Annotated in this window: 12 protein-coding genes; 5 read left to right on the forward strand and 7 right to left on the reverse strand. The window is 69.9% G+C overall.

The features are described 5' to 3' along the window. Positions 1-3: 3 nt before the first annotated feature. Positions 4-609, reverse strand: coding sequence for a TetR/AcrR family transcriptional regulator (locus tag HNR09_RS04140; RefSeq protein ID WP_343047440.1), 606 nt, complete (start codon positions 607-609; stop codon positions 4-6). 135 nt (positions 610-744) lie between these two features. Here HNR09_RS04140 and HNR09_RS04145 point away from each other — a divergent pair, with 135 nt between their 5' ends. Then, complete coding sequence (locus tag HNR09_RS04145; RefSeq protein ID WP_179540900.1) at positions 745-3,033, forward strand: glycoside hydrolase family 3 C-terminal domain-containing protein; 2,289 nt, start codon at positions 745-747, stop codon at positions 3,031-3,033. A gap of 72 nt (positions 3,034-3,105) precedes the next feature. Here the strand turns inward: HNR09_RS04145 and HNR09_RS04150 are convergent, their stop codons facing one another. Both HNR09_RS04150 and HNR09_RS04155 read right to left on the reverse strand, forming a co-directional pair. Then, on the reverse strand, positions 3,106-3,789 hold the full coding sequence (locus tag HNR09_RS04150; RefSeq protein ID WP_179540901.1) for a response regulator: 684 nt from the start codon (positions 3,787-3,789) through the stop codon (positions 3,106-3,108). Then, positions 3,782-5,071: an ATP-binding protein gene (locus HNR09_RS04155; RefSeq protein WP_179540902.1), complete on the reverse strand. Its 1,290-nt coding sequence runs from the start codon at positions 5,069-5,071 to the stop codon at positions 3,782-3,784. Before HNR09_RS04155 ends, HNR09_RS04150 begins: the two co-directional genes overlap by 8 nt. A gap of 135 nt (positions 5,072-5,206) precedes the next feature. Here HNR09_RS04155 and HNR09_RS04160 point away from each other — a divergent pair, with 135 nt between their 5' ends. Together HNR09_RS04160 and HNR09_RS04165 are read left to right on the forward strand one after the other, a co-directional pair. Next, complete coding sequence (locus HNR09_RS04160) at positions 5,207-6,808, forward strand: PspC domain-containing protein (protein ID WP_179540903.1); 1,602 nt, start codon at positions 5,207-5,209, stop codon at positions 6,806-6,808. Continuing rightward, positions 6,805-7,290 (forward strand): phage holin family protein, encoded by a 486-nt coding sequence (locus tag HNR09_RS04165; protein ID WP_179540904.1) that lies wholly within the window; start codon positions 6,805-6,807, stop codon positions 7,288-7,290. The genes HNR09_RS04160 and HNR09_RS04165 overlap by 4 nt, the downstream gene beginning before the upstream one ends. Positions 7,291-7,426: 136 nt before the next feature. Here the strand turns inward: HNR09_RS04165 and HNR09_RS04170 are convergent, their stop codons facing one another. Then, positions 7,427-8,254 (reverse strand): hypothetical protein, encoded by an 828-nt coding sequence (locus HNR09_RS04170; protein WP_179540905.1) that lies wholly within the window; start codon positions 8,252-8,254, stop codon positions 7,427-7,429. 136 nt (positions 8,255-8,390) lie between these two features. On the opposite strand from HNR09_RS04170, the gene HNR09_RS04175 reads away from it, so the two are divergent. Then, the gene (locus HNR09_RS04175; RefSeq protein ID WP_179540906.1) at positions 8,391-9,383 is read left to right on the forward strand and encodes an endo-beta-N-acetylglucosaminidase H; all 993 of its coding nucleotides are present in this window, start codon (positions 8,391-8,393) and stop codon (positions 9,381-9,383) included. 117 nt (positions 9,384-9,500) lie between these two features. Here HNR09_RS04175 and rplL read toward each other — a convergent pair whose 3' ends face one another. Both rplL and rplJ read right to left on the reverse strand, forming a co-directional pair. Beyond that, positions 9,501-9,887, reverse strand: a complete 387-nt coding sequence (gene rplL, locus HNR09_RS04180; protein WP_179540907.1) for a 50S ribosomal protein L7/L12 — start codon at positions 9,885-9,887, stop codon at positions 9,501-9,503. A gap of 148 nt (positions 9,888-10,035) precedes the next feature. Next, a complete protein-coding gene (gene rplJ, locus HNR09_RS04185) occupies positions 10,036-10,557 on the reverse strand; it encodes a 50S ribosomal protein L10 (RefSeq protein ID WP_179540908.1) in 522 nt (173 codons plus the stop codon). 492 nt (positions 10,558-11,049) lie between these two features. Between rplJ and HNR09_RS04190 the strand changes: the two genes are divergently transcribed. Further along, positions 11,050-12,828, forward strand: a complete 1,779-nt coding sequence (locus tag HNR09_RS04190; protein WP_218881879.1) for an alpha/beta fold hydrolase — start codon at positions 11,050-11,052, stop codon at positions 12,826-12,828. 3 nt (positions 12,829-12,831) lie between these two features. Here HNR09_RS04190 and HNR09_RS04195 read toward each other — a convergent pair whose 3' ends face one another. Then, positions 12,832-13,803 (reverse strand): helix-turn-helix domain-containing protein, encoded by a 972-nt coding sequence (locus tag HNR09_RS04195; RefSeq protein WP_179540909.1) that lies wholly within the window; start codon positions 13,801-13,803, stop codon positions 12,832-12,834. Positions 13,804-13,844: the final 41 nt, after the last annotated feature.

Genomic DNA, 13,844 nt, shown 5'->3' on the forward strand with positions numbered 1-13,844 from the left:
GCCTCAGGGCCTCAGGGCCTCCAGATGCCGGACGATCATGCCCGCCATGTCCACCTGAGGATCATAGAGCCACTGCGCCTGCAGCCCGTCGGCGAGCGCCATGAGCGTCCGCGCAGTGGCCTCCGGATCAAGGTCGGCACGCATCCGGCCGGCGTCCTGCTCCGCCCGCACCGCCCGTGACAGCTCCGCACGGACGCGACCCTGACGCTCCCGGAAGTACTCATGAGCGGCATGCGAGGCATCGGCCGCCTCGGCCTGCAGCCGCGTGTAGAGATGCACCAGGCCCGGCACCTGCGCGTTGTGCTCGATGATCTCCACGAACCGATCCGCGCTGAGCCCGCCGGGCCCGCCCTCGTCCTCCGCGGCCCGGCCGGCGTCGACCTCGTCACGGGTGCGGAGCACCTCGATGAACAGCTCCTCCTTGGTGCCGAAGTGGTGCAGCAGTCCGGCCTGACTCAGCCCGACCGCCTCGGCGAGCTCGCGCACCGAGGCGCTGGAGTATCCGCTGCGCGCGATCACCTCCAGAGCCGTGCGCAGGATCTCGCGACGCCTGGCCAACCCTTTGGCATAGGACCCTCGTCTTCCCATGCCGGTGAGTCTAGGGGTCACCCGCTGGTCCTTGCACCGCGAAAACCGAGTGTCGTACAGTTTTTGTCGTGAGCGAGAGCACATGAGCGTTCCTCCGCCCCGACCCGTCCCCCGCAGGCCACCCCTGACCGGCACACCAGGAGATCCCCCCCCCCCATGACCACCAGCTCGACCCCCGCAGACCTGCGCACGGGCACAGCCGCCGACGTCGTCGCCGGCCTCACGCTCGAGCAGAAGGCCGACCTCGTCGTCGGCGCCACCTTCTGGACCACGGCCGCCGTGGACGAGGCCGGCATCCCGGCGATCATGGTCACCGACGGCCCCCACGGGCTCCGCAAGCAGGCCGGTGCGGCCGACCACCTCGGCCTGGAGAACAGCGTGCCGGCCACCTGCTTCCCTCCCGCTGTCGCCCTGGGCTCCTCCTTCGACACCGAGCTGGCTGAGCGCGTGGGCGCCGCCATCGGACTGGAGGCTCGCGCCGAGGACGTCAGCGTGGTGCTCGGGCCGGGGATGAACATCAAGCGCTCCCCGCTGTGCGGCCGCAACTTCGAGTACTTCTCCGAGGACCCTCTGGTCTCCGGCGAGCTCGCCGCCGCCGTCACCCGGGGCATCCAGTCCCGTGGCGTCGGCGCCTCGCTGAAGCACTTCGCTGCGAACAACCAGGAGCACGACCGCATGCGGACGTCCAGCGACGTCGACCCCCGACCGCTGCGCGAGATCTACCTGCGCGGCTTCGAACGCGCGGTCAAGGCCACCCAGCCGTGGACGATCATGAGCTCGTACAACAAGATCAACGGCACCTACGCCTCCCAGAACCCCTGGCTGCTCACCGAGGTGCTCCGTGACCAGTGGGGCTTCGAAGGACTCGTCGTCTCGGACTGGTTCGGCGTCGCGGACCGGCCCGCGGCCCTGCGCGCCGGGCTGGACCTGGAGATGCCCACCAACGGCGGTGTCAGCCAGGAGCGGGTGCTCTCCGCCGTGCGAGCTGGCGAACTCGCCGAGGACACGCTCAACGCCTGTGCGGCCCGCGTGGTCGAGCTGGTGCAGAAGTCCCTGCGCGGCGCCGAGACCGAGGTCGAGGCCTGGGACTCGGAGGCCCACCACGGCCTGGCCCGTGAGGCTGCTGCTCGCTCGGCCGTGCTGCTGAAGAACGACGACGCGCTGCTCCCGCTGAACCCCCGGAACTCGGTGGCCGTGATCGGCGAGTTCGCCCGCACCCCGCGCTATCAGGGCGCCGGCAGCTCCCAGATCAGCCCCACCCGCGTGGACGACGCTCTGACGGCCCTCACCGAAGCCTCCTCGGGCGAGGTGCGATTCTCCCCCGGCTTCCGCCTTGAGGGAGTCGAGGAGACTGCGGGGGCCCAGGACGCGGAGCTGCGCGCCGAGGCCGTGCAGACCGCCCGGGCCGCCGACGTCGCCGTCATCTTCCTCGGCCTGCCCGCCGCCGCGGAGTCCGAGGGCTTCGACCGGCAGCACATCGACCTGCCCGCCGAGCAGCTGGCCCTGGTCGACGCCGTGCTGGAGGCCAACCCGCGCACTGTCGTGGTGCTCTCCCACGGCGGTGTGGTGGCCCTGCCCTTCGCCGAGGAGGTCCCCGCGATCCTGGAGGGCTGGCTGCTCGGACAGGCCGGCGGCTCCGCCACAGCAGACCTGCTCTACGGCACCGCGAACCCCTCCGGCCGACTCACCGAGACCATCCCGGTGCGGCTGGCGGACTCCCCCGCCTATCTGGACTTCCCCGGCGAGCACGGGCACGTCCGCTACGGCGAGGGCATCTTCGTGGGCTACCGCTGGTACGACGCCCGCGAGCTAGAGGTGGCCTTCCCCTTCGGACACGGGCTGAGCTACACCAGCTTCGCGCACTCCGCTCTGCAGGTGAGCTCCGACGACGCGGGCCTGCACCTGCAGGTCACCGTCACCAACACCGGCGACCGCCCCGGGCGGGAGGTCGTGCAGGCCTATGTGGGCCGTCCCGGCTCTGCGGTGGCCCGCGCCCCGAGAGAGCTCAAGGCCTTCGCCGCGGTGGCGCTGGACGCCGGAGAGTCACACACGGTGGAGCTGACCGTGGCACGGGAGGACCTCGCCCACTGGGACGTCCGGCTGGACGACTGGGTGGTCGAGGGCGGGGAGCACGTCGTCGCCGTCGGCGCCTCCTCCCGCGACCTGCGCCAGGAGACCACCGTAGAGGTGCCCGGCGACGAGGTCGCCGTCCCGCTCAGCACGGAGGCCACCCTCGGCGACGCGCTCGCGCACCCGGTGACCGGCCCGCTCATCCGTGACTCGCTGCAGCAGGCCGTGCAGGTCGGCGAGGACGACGTGTTCAGCGCAGAGGGGCTGCTGAGGATGCTCAAGTCCTTCCCCCTGGGCAGGATCAGCGGCTTCGCCGGGGCCGGGCTGGACCGCGAGAAGGTCGCGCAGCTCATCGCCATGACGCAGCAGGGGTGAGCGGAGCCGACGCCGGGACGCCCCCGACTGCTGAGCCGACCACCGCCCTGAGGCCGGACCGGACCCCGGCGGCTAGACGATCCGGCGCTGCTCCGCCCACCGGGTCAGCTCGTGCCGGGAGGAGAGCTGCAGCTTCCGCAGCACCTTCGAGACGTGGGACTCCACCGTCTTGACCGAGATGAACAGGTCCGAGGCGATCTCCCGATACGTGTAGCCGCGGGCGATCAGCCGCATCACCTCCACCTCACGGGCGGAGAGCAGGTCCAGCTCTTCGTCTCGGACGTCCTGGGCCGCCGAGGACGTCCCGAACGCGTCCAGCACGAATCCAGCCAGCCGTGGGGAGAACACGGCGTCTCCTGTGGAGACCACTCCGACCGCGTCCACCAGCTCATCTGAGCTGATGGTCTTGGTGACATAGCCTCGGGCCCCGGCGCGGATCACTGAGACCACATCCTCGGCCTGGTCGGAGACGCTGATCGCCAGGAACTGGACCTCTTCGAGCAGGTCCCGGCAGGCCCTGACCACCTCCGCTCCCCCGCCTCCGGTGCCACCGGGCAGGTGCACGTCCAGCAGCACCACCTCCGGCCGGTGCTCACGGACCGCGAGGATCGCGGAGTCGACGTCATGGGCCTCCCCGACTACGGCGACCCGCCCGTCCAGCTCCGCACGGAGACCGGAACGGAAGATCGCGTGGTCATCGACGATCACCACCCTGTTGCGGGTCCGCCCGGCGGACGCGCCTGCCTGCTCACTCATGACCGTTCTCCTCCTCGCCGGCGGCGTCCACAGGCATGAACAGCTGCACCTCGGTGCCCCGACCGTTCGAGCGGATGCGCGCCTCGCCGCCGGCCCGGCGCATCCTGCCGATGATGGACTCGCGCACGCCCAGCCGATCCTCCTCGATGCCGTCGAGTTCGAACCCTGGGCCCCGGTCGCGGACGAACACCGCATCCTGGGTGGCATCGGACTCCACATACACCGACGCCGGGCCGGCATGCTTGAGCGAATTGACGATGGCCTCGCGGGCGGCCCCCACGAGCGCCCGATGGTCCTGACGCCTGGACTCGCCGACGGCGACGACCTCCACCGTGCCGTCGTGCATCTCCTCCAGCTCCGCCGCCGTGGCGCTGAGCCGATCCTTCAGAGTGCCGGACTCATGTTCCTGCTGACGGTACAGCCAGCCGCGAAGCTGCCGCTCTTGGCTGCGCGCCAGGCGCTCCACCGCCGCCGGATCCTGGCGCTGCTTCTGGATCATCGCCAAGGTCTGCAGCACGGAGTCGTGCAGGTGGGCCGCGATGTCCGCGCGCTCCGCCTCCGCGGCCGCGCGCGTGCGCTCCGTGCTGGCGGTGCGGTAGAGCCGGATGAGCCAGGGGGCGATCACCAGGGCGATACCGGCCAGCAGCATCATCGCCACGATCAGGCCCAGCAGCAGGTCTCCACCGGGCAGGATCCCGCCGGCGATGACCAGCAGTGCCACCACCACCAGACCAGCCCCGCCGACGATCTGCCACAGCGTGCCATGGTCGGTCCCGCCGCGGCCGGTCTTGTCCACCTGGGACCAGGCCAGCAGGACTCCGACCACGAGCACCGCGGGTGGTCCGAAGAGCCGCCAGTTCAGCGGCACCCCCGCCAGGGAGAGCGCCAGCAGCGCGGCCGCACCGAGCAGCAGCCCGCCGAGCAGCACCTCTGGGGAGCTGGTGAGGCTGTCGAGAATCCGCCGGATCCGAGCCCCTGGGTCCTCCCCGGCAGAGGACGTCGGCTCACCGGAGCCCTCGCTCGGATCCCCGCCGCCTTCGACCGCCGGTCCCGACAGGCCACGCACTCCGGCCGAAGCCTCGGGCTCCTGCTCGGACGGCACGAAGATCCATAGCCAGCAGTAGAGCAGGATCCCCACACCGCCAGCGATGGCCAGACCGATCATCACGGCGCGCACCACCGGCAGAGAGACCCCAAGGTGCCGGGAGACTCCCAGGCAGACCCCCGCCACCGGAGTTCCCACACCCCTGCGCAGAGGGGGTCGCTCCGTCTCGGTCACCATGGCTCCATCCTGCCACGCCCGCCTGCCCTGATCGCCGGTGCTGCCCGGAATTCCGGGCTTCTGAGGGAAGGATCAGGGTCGAATCAGGGTGAACCCCCATAGCGCGCACCCGGCCTGGGGGAGGAAGCTGGAGCCATGGATGACTCGACCACTCCCCGTGATGAGGAGGCCCGGCCACGGCCGGACGCTCCCGGCCCCCGGCCTGAGGCCGGCCACCAGTTCTTCGACTGGATCCGTTCCACCGGCCTCCACCGCCCGGACACCGGATGGATCGGCGGCGTGATGGCCCTGCTGGCGGAGAAGCTCCGCTGGGACGCCGCCCTAGTGCGCGGTCTGGGCGTCGTCGCCGTCGTGCTCTTCTTCTCCCCGACGATCCTGCTCTACGGGCTGGCCTGGATCCTGGTCCCGGACCGCGAGGGCCGGATCCCTGTGCAGCAGGCGCTGCGCGGCGACTTCACCGCCGGCCTCTTCGGCGGCGCCACGCTGGCCGTGGTGGGCGCGCTGAACGTCTTCACCCCGCTGAGCATCGCCGGACCGTTCGCCATCCTGGTGAACCTGCTGGTGATCGGCGTGGTGGTGTGGATCGTGGTGGCCCTGGTCCGCGGTCATCAGCGGGGCACCGGCGACGCGCCCGGAGCCGGAGGGTCACAGCGGCCCAAGGACGACGACGCCCGTCAGCAGCACCGTCAGGCCGCTCGCGACGCCCGGCACGAAGCCCGTCGGGAAGCCCGTCAGGCGCGGCACGACGCTCGCCGGGAGGCCCGCGCACAGCACTCGGAGCGAGAGGAGCCCGCCCAGGGAAAAGCACCGGCCGGGAGCTCGTCATCCGTCCGTGATGACGGCCGCCCGGCCTGGTATCCCAAGGAGTCTGCAGACTCGGAGAGCACTCCCCCCGCCGCCTCCCCCGGCGCTCAGGACGAGACCGACTCCTGCCGATCCACTGCGGTGATGCCGACCCTCGCGCAGCGGGAGGAGGCCAGGCGCCGACGCATGGTCTCCTTCGGGCTGCTGCTGGCCGCGGCCTCCGGCGTCCTGCTGGCAGTGGCGGTGCTGGGCATCCCCGGCACGTCGGCACTGCTGGTCGGCCTGGTGGGGCTGGTCTCCGTGCTGGCGCTGCTGCACATGGTGGCGGCCCTGCGCGGCAGGCGCGGCCGCGGATTCCTGCTGACCGTGACCACGCTGGCCATGCTGGCCACCTTCTTCCTGCACCAGAACCCAGGCAGCGCCCCCACTCTCCACGGCTCCAACGTGGCGTTCGGACAGTACACCAGCCAAGACGAGTCGATGAACTCGGCGTTCGCCAACTCCACCATGGACCTGCGCCACCTGACCAGCGGAGAACCCGGCCAGACCGAGGTCGTCCATGCGGAGCTCAACAGCGCGTTCGCCCGGGTCACCGTGGTGATCCCCGACGACGCGGCCCTGACCGTGGAGTCCCGGCAGGCGCTCGGCCGCCTGGACATCCACACCCAGGACGAGCAGCGCAGCGCCCGAGGGATGGACCTCACCGAACACACCGTCGGCGACGCCGATGCGGACCTGCAGATCCGACTGACGGCCAACACCGCCTTCAACCGGGTCACCATCTATGACGCCACCACCTACGCCGAGGAGTCCGTCGGCGCCCCGGCATCCGAGGGCGGCGACCTCGAGGGGGCCGGCCAGGACTCCGTCGACCTCGCCGGCTACCCGGTCCCCGGCACCGCCCCGACCACTCTGGAAGGATCCCCCCGATGACCACCGGACCCCGGGAGCGCGATCAGCACACTCCCTCCGCCGCCCCCTCCCCCACGGGCGCCTCGACAGGCTCGCCCACCCGTCCTGCGGCCCCGCCCCCGGAGCCCGAGGATGTGGACGCCCTGCTGGCGGACTCGCTGAAGGCACAGAGCGAGCAGGAGTTCGCCTGGAGGGAGCCGGAACGCCGCCCCCGATGGTACGAGCGGGCCGAGATGGAGCGGAACAGCACCTCGACCTCCGCCTCCCCGGGAGCCGCTGTGGCTGCTCCAGCCGCACACCGGTCTCGGCGGACCGGCGGACGGATGAGGGTCGGGCAGTTCATCGTCGGCGCGATCTGCCTGATGCTCGCCCTCTGGTGTCTGGCGACCCTCGTGCTGGGCGTGGTCTTCGACCCGCTGCTGGTCGCCCTCGCGGTCTGCGCCGTGGCCGGCCTCGCACTGGTCGGCGCCGGACTGCGCCCCAAGCCCGGCACGCGGATATAGGCCACCCCGGAGCCGACGTCGGCGCAGGTCGCCGCGCTCTACGGCCCGGGCGGACGCCTGGCAGGGGGAGCCCCACGATGACGCTGCGCAGGAGCCGAGCAGCCGCGGGCTGACGCCACGTCGCCCTCACCTCGGCTCACACGTCAGCCGCGTCGGCCTCCTCAGCCTCTTCAGCTTCCTGGGCCTCATCGTCGCTGGAGAACTCGTAGCCCCCGCGGGAGACCTGCATCCAATGGTCACCGGCGACGCAGGTGATCGCTTCCTCGTCGACAGTGCAGGAGATGCCCTCGACCTCGAGGACCTCACCGTAGTCCAGGGTCGGCACCTCGGAGGGCTCGAACTCCGGGTACACCGGACCGTCATAGCCGAAGAGCCCGGCCTCGGTCTCCAGCAGCGTGGGGTGCCGATCACGCCCCTGGTCGTCAGGCTCGGGCTCCGCGTCCTCATCGAACGCCATAGAGCACACGACCGCCGGGGTCGCAGCCTCGCCAGAGCGTCCCAGGCTGCACATGTGCCGGCCGCTGGGGGTCTCGAACTGCCAGGCGCGGGCACCCGTGGCCTGGCTCTGCTCGTCCGGCGGCACCTCGAAGGCATCCGGATCCACGCGATCCCCGCTGAGCTCGCCGTCGAGGTGCTCATCGACCGGGGCATCATCCTCGCCGTCCTCGGGCTCCTCGACGTCGGCGTCGTCCTCGGTCTGGTCGTCCTCGTCCTGGCCGCCCTCGTCCGGGGCCGCGGGAGTCTCGTCGACCTCACCCTCCGAGTCCTCCGCCACGGCGCAGGAGGTCAGCACCAGGGCGCCGACCCCCATCGCGCCCAGCAGTGCACGCGTCGTCCTGGTCACCATCATCACGTCACCGTCCTTGTCGTCATCGGTCTTCTGGATGATGCTACTGATCCTGGCGGACGGAGACGATGCAGACACCCCGGAACTGGCGCTCAGGTCGACTCCGTCGATGGTCAACCGGTTCACCTACGGGCCGACGCAAAGGTGACTCGCCCGCGGGAATGCGTGAGCACAGGCTTGACTAATGGTGACTAAACCGGTCATTTTGTGATCCGGGTCTCATGGGCTCGCCCTGCGAAGAGAGGACATCACCATGACCAACAATCCATTCTCCCGCCGGAACGCGCTGCGCGCCGCCGGTGCCATGGCGGCCGGCGGACTGCTGGCCGCCTCCGCGGCGGCCTCCGCTTCGGCCGCCGGAATGAACCATCCAGGAGGGCGCGGTCAGGGGGCGGGCAGAGCTCGCGGTCGAGGCCGTCCGCCGGGCGGGGTGAAGACCGGACCAGGGATGGTCTGCTACGTGGAGGTCAACGACCACAGCATGACCAACCTCGGGAAGTACAGACTGGCCGAGAGCGGCGCCGACGTGTTCGACATCGGCATCATCTTCGCCTCCAACATCAACTCCGACGGCGACAGGGCCGTGCTGCACCACAACCAGCAGGTCACCGCCGTGCTGGAGAATGTCTCCACCGAGGTCCGTCCGCTGCAGAGACGAGGGATGAAGATCCTGCTGTCAATCCTCGGCAACCACCAGGGTGTCGGACCCGCGAACTTCCAGACCTATGAGGAGGCCGACGCCTTCGCCGCCCAGCTCGCGGACACAGTCCACACCTACGGCCTGGACGGCATCGACTTCGACGACGAGTGGGCCCGCTACGACCTCGGCCACCCGCCCAACGACTGGTCCTTCCCATACCTGGTCCACGCCCTGCGCGCCCGCATGCCGGGGAAGATCATCTCCCTGTACTGGTACGGCCCCATCACCGAGACGCTGGAGTACGACGGCATCCATGTCGGCGAGCTCATCGACTACAGCTGGAACTCGATGTACGGCACGTGGCTCATCCCCGAGGTCCCCGGACTCTCTCCCGAGGAGCTCGCACCGGCAGCGGTGAACATCTCCGCCACGGATGACGCCACGGATCACGCCACCGCAGCCTCCCTCGCGAACCGCACCGTCGCGGAGGGGTACGGCCTCTACAACACCTACGACCTGCAGGCGGACGATGCCTCCGCCTCGCTGACTGCGGTGACCACCGTGCTCAACGGCGAGGCCACGGTCTACTCCGGACGTCCAGGCTGAGAAACCCTCCCCGACACAGAAGAATCCCCGGGAGCGTGTCCTCAGACACTCTCCCGGGGATTCGTCTGCGCAGATGGTCCAGAGGACCTGCGAGAAGCGACCTTCAGGCCGCGATCATCACTTGACGGTGACGGTGGCGCCGGCGCCCTCCAGGGCCTCCTTGGCCTTCTCAGCGGCGTCCTTGTCGACACCCTCGACGACTGCCTTGGGGGCGCCGTCGACCAGCTCCTTGGCCTCCTTCAGGCCGAGGGAGGTCAGACCGCGCACCTCCTTGATGACGCCGATCTTCTTGTCACCAGCAGCCTCGAGGATGACGTCGAACTCGGTCTGCTCCTCAGCAGCCTCGTCCTCGCCGCCGCCAGCCGGGGCGGCACCTGCGACGGCCACCGGGGCGGCGGCGGTCACGTCAAAGGTGTCCTCGAAGACCTTCACGAACTCGGAGAGCTCGATGAGGGACATGTCCTTGAACTGCTCGATCAGCTCGTCGTTGCTCAGCTTCGCCATGGTGGGCGCTCCTTCTCATGTCTCGACGTGCTCCGCCGCGGGTTCGCGACGTGCGCACATGCGGATCTTGGTGGTCACCGCCGCTCCGAAGAGCGACGTGGTGAGGGGCCCGGTACGCCACCGGACTCTCACCCTCGTGTCACTCGGCTCAGGCAGCCTCTTCCTGCTTGGCCCGCAGTGCGTCGACTGCGCGTGCGATCTTGGAGATCGGGGCCTGGAAGGTGGAGGCAGCCTTGGACTGGGCGCCGATGAAGGCACCTGCCAGCTTGCCGAGCAGAACCTCACGGGATTCAAGATCCGCGAGCTTCTTCATACCCTCCTCATCGAGAGCGGCGCCATCCATGTAGCCGCCCTTGACGATGAGCTGAGGGTTGTTCTTGGCAAAGTCACGCAGCGCCTTGGCGACGTCCACGGGGTCACCGTGGACGAAGGCGATCGCAGACGGACCGGACATCTTGCCCTCAAAGGCGTCGACGCCGGCCTCCTTGGCCGCAATCTCGGTGAGCGTGTTCTTCACCACGGCGTAGTTCGCGTTCTCCCGCACGGACCGCCGCAGAGTCTGCAGCTGGCCCACGGAGAGGCCGCGGTATTCCGTGAGCACTGCGGCGCTGGAGCTGCGGAACTGGTCCACGAGCTCGGCAACGGCGGCAGCCTTCTCAGGATTCGCCATGGCACTCCTTCCGATCAATCGAGCCGGTCAGTCCCACCGGGAACCGTCGGGGCATGAAAAAAGCCCCAGTGCGCAGGCACGGGGCTCGTCAGGCCTCCAGACAGGATTCACTGTGCGGACACAGCACTCCGAGTGGAGGACGGCTCAAGGTGCACCTGCGCAGGTCGCCCGGACGGGCCTTTACAGTTGCGTCGCACCTCGGGCATCATGCCCGACGACCGCGGAGCTCAGTGCCACTGATCTCCGCACGACGACAACGACCGGCGGTCTTTGGTCATCGTTCATCTTACACAGCGCCTCGCGGCGGCGCAAAAACGGTGCAAGAGCACGGAACCATGACGCACGTCGCCGCCGACCTCCGCGACCTCGGGCAGCACCTGGACCCCGTGGCCGATCTGTGTCATGGCACACATGCGCCAGGTCGATGTCCTTCACCGAGGGCCCTTCTGCGGCGAGCATGGTGACCACTCGTCACTCGACCAGGAGGACACCGTGATTCCCCAGTCCATGACCACCCGTGCAGCGGCCGTCGCCGCCGCAGGAGCGCTGACGCTGAGCCTCGCCCCTGCGGCGAGCGCCGCCCCGGAGGGAGGGGCCACCGTCTCAGCTTCGTCCCAATCCTCCCACGCGGACGCCGGAGAGCTCGGCGCCCACCTGCTCGACCAGGACCTGACGTGGGAGGACTGCACCTTCCCCGATCTTGCACCGCAGACCCAGGCCGCACTGCAGGAGATCGAAGGACTCGCCTGTGCGGATGTCACCGTCCCCCGCGACTGGCACGACCCCACCGACGGCGAGACCATCACCGTCCGGCTCTCCGTGACGGACACGGCCGACCCCGAGCGCTCCCAGGGGATCGCCCTGGTGAATCCGGGCGGGCCCGGCGGCTCCGGCCTCCCGTGGGGTGCCGCCATGGCCATGCGATCGCCCGATCTGGCCGAGGAGTTCAACTTCGTCGGATTCGACCCGCGCGGAGTGGGCCAGTCCACCCAGCTGAGCTGTGAGTACCAGCCGGACACCTCCCACGACGCCTGGGAGGACGGCGCCGCGGCCGCGGCCGGGTGCCTGGACAACCTGCTCACGCCGTTCATCACCACGGAGCAGACCGCCTATGACATGGACTTCCTCCGAGCCCTGCTGAACGAGGACCGCATCAGCTACGTGGGCTACTCCTACGGCACCTGGCTGGGCAGCTGGTACCAGACGCTCTTCCCGAGCCATTCCCACCGATTCCTGCTGGACTCGGCCACGGATCTCACCCGGAAGTCCCTGCAGGAGACCTGGGACCTGCAGCCCCGCAGCCGCGACCGTCAGTTCCAGGACATGCTGCTGCCCTACATGGCCCGCAACCACGAGACCTACCAGCTCAGCGAGGACCCCCTGGAGATCCGTCGCGCCTGGGAGCAGGCCGGCGGCACCCGAGACCCGCTCGGGGCACTCATCACCGCCCAGATCGTGATCCCGGCCATGTACTCCACCGCCGGCTACCCCGGCGCCGCGGACGCCGTCGCCACCTTCATCGCGCTGGACGCTCCGGAGGCCGACGGCGCAACCGAGCTGGCCGCCCAGCTCGAGGACCTCATCGCCGCCTCCGACGGGGTCGCCGTGGATCCCGTCGAGTCGGGCGCGGTCCAGGCCCAGCTGTTCGAGAAGGCCCGCGAGGAGGTCCAGCGCCTCGTGGAGGTCGAGCGGGCCGCGGCGACCGGAGAGACGGTCAGCTTCGACGGCTCCTTCGACGCCATCCGCTGCCAGGACGGCCAGTGGAACCGGTCCCGGGGCTACTGGGACGCCTGGGTCGCCGACCTGAACACCAAGGCCCCCTACATCGGCCCGTTCATGGGTGCTCCGCTGTGTGCCCACTGGCCCGCGGTGACTGAGAAGCCGAAGCCGCACCAGCGGACCCACCCCGAGACGCTGATCCTGCAGTCTGAGTTCGACGCCGCCACCCCGTACGAGGCCGGCGAGCGCTCGGCGAAGATCATGCCGAACACGACGCTGATCAGCGTCAACAACGAGGGCACCCACGGCCTGTTCCCCTACGGCACCACCTGCGTGGACGACTCGGTGGAGGCATTCTTCCTGGATGGCACCTTGCCGAAGAACGTGGCCTGCGGGGCGCTGCCGCTGCCCGGAGAGGACCAGGCATACCAGGTCGGCGGTGATGTCCACGAGGCCCAGCAGACGGTAAAGGTCAAGATGCGCACCGATGCGGTCAAGGAGGCCAACCGGATGGTCCGCGAGATGCTGATGGAGCAGCACCACGGGGAGTGATCCTCAGACGATCCATCCCCGGCGCGCGGCCTGCACCCCCAGTTGGAAGCGGGTCCGCGCGCCGGTGTGCTCCAACAGCTGCTGCACCTTCCGGGAGAGGGTCCGGCGGCTGATCCCCAGCTCGCGGGACATATGCTCATCCGTCAGACCGGAGGCCATGAGTCGCAGCAGCCGTCGGGTGTTCCCGTCGACGTCGTCGAGGCGGGGGATGTCCTCCGCCACGCCCAGGGGCACCGAGGTCGCCCAGATCGAGTCGAACAGGCCGATCAGTGCGGCCAGCAGCGGTGAGGGGTGCACCAGCACCCCGGTGACACGCTCCTCCTCGTTGAGCACGATCAGCCCGAGATCCTCGTCCATGATGCGCAGCCGCATCGGCACGGCCGCGTGGACCCGGGCATCCTCACCCAGGTCCATCGCCTCACCGATCGCCCGCCGGATGTGCGGCGCTGAGGCGGCGTCGTCCCCGTAGACGGTCCGGTACCGGATTCCACGGGGCAGCATCTCTCGCTGGATCGGGCACATCGTCCCCGCGGTGGAGGGCGAATACGGGCCTCGATCCAGAGATCTGACCTGATGGCGGACCGCCAGCTGGGAGGAGTCCGCCACCTGCGTGACCGCACTGCGGCCATGGAGCACCTCCACGATCTCCGTGCCGGCCGCACGGGGCCGGTCCCACAGCGTCCCGAGCCGATGCTCCAGATGCAGCACCGCCTCCGCCTGCCTCCGGTGCCGACGCGCCGCGGCCCGCAGGACCTGCCGCGGGTCGTTGAGCAGCCAGACGCCGGCCTCCTCCGTCTCCCCCAGAAGGCCGGCCGCGGCCAGCTCGGAACGCACCTCCGGGGGTGGGCTCACCTGTCGGGTCCCCTGCCCCAGCATCTCCAGATAGGCCTGCCCCGCGGCGGTGGACAGACCCATCTGGTGCAGCTCCTGGGCCTCCACCGCCCGCTGAGCAGCCCTGTTGCTCGTGCCGTCCATGCCGTGGCGCTCCTCTCCGTGCCCTCGGCGAGCTCTCCGAA

The organism is Nesterenkonia xinjiangensis, assembly GCF_013410745.1.
GTDB classification, from domain to species: domain Bacteria; phylum Actinomycetota; class Actinomycetes; order Actinomycetales; family Micrococcaceae; genus Nesterenkonia; species Nesterenkonia xinjiangensis.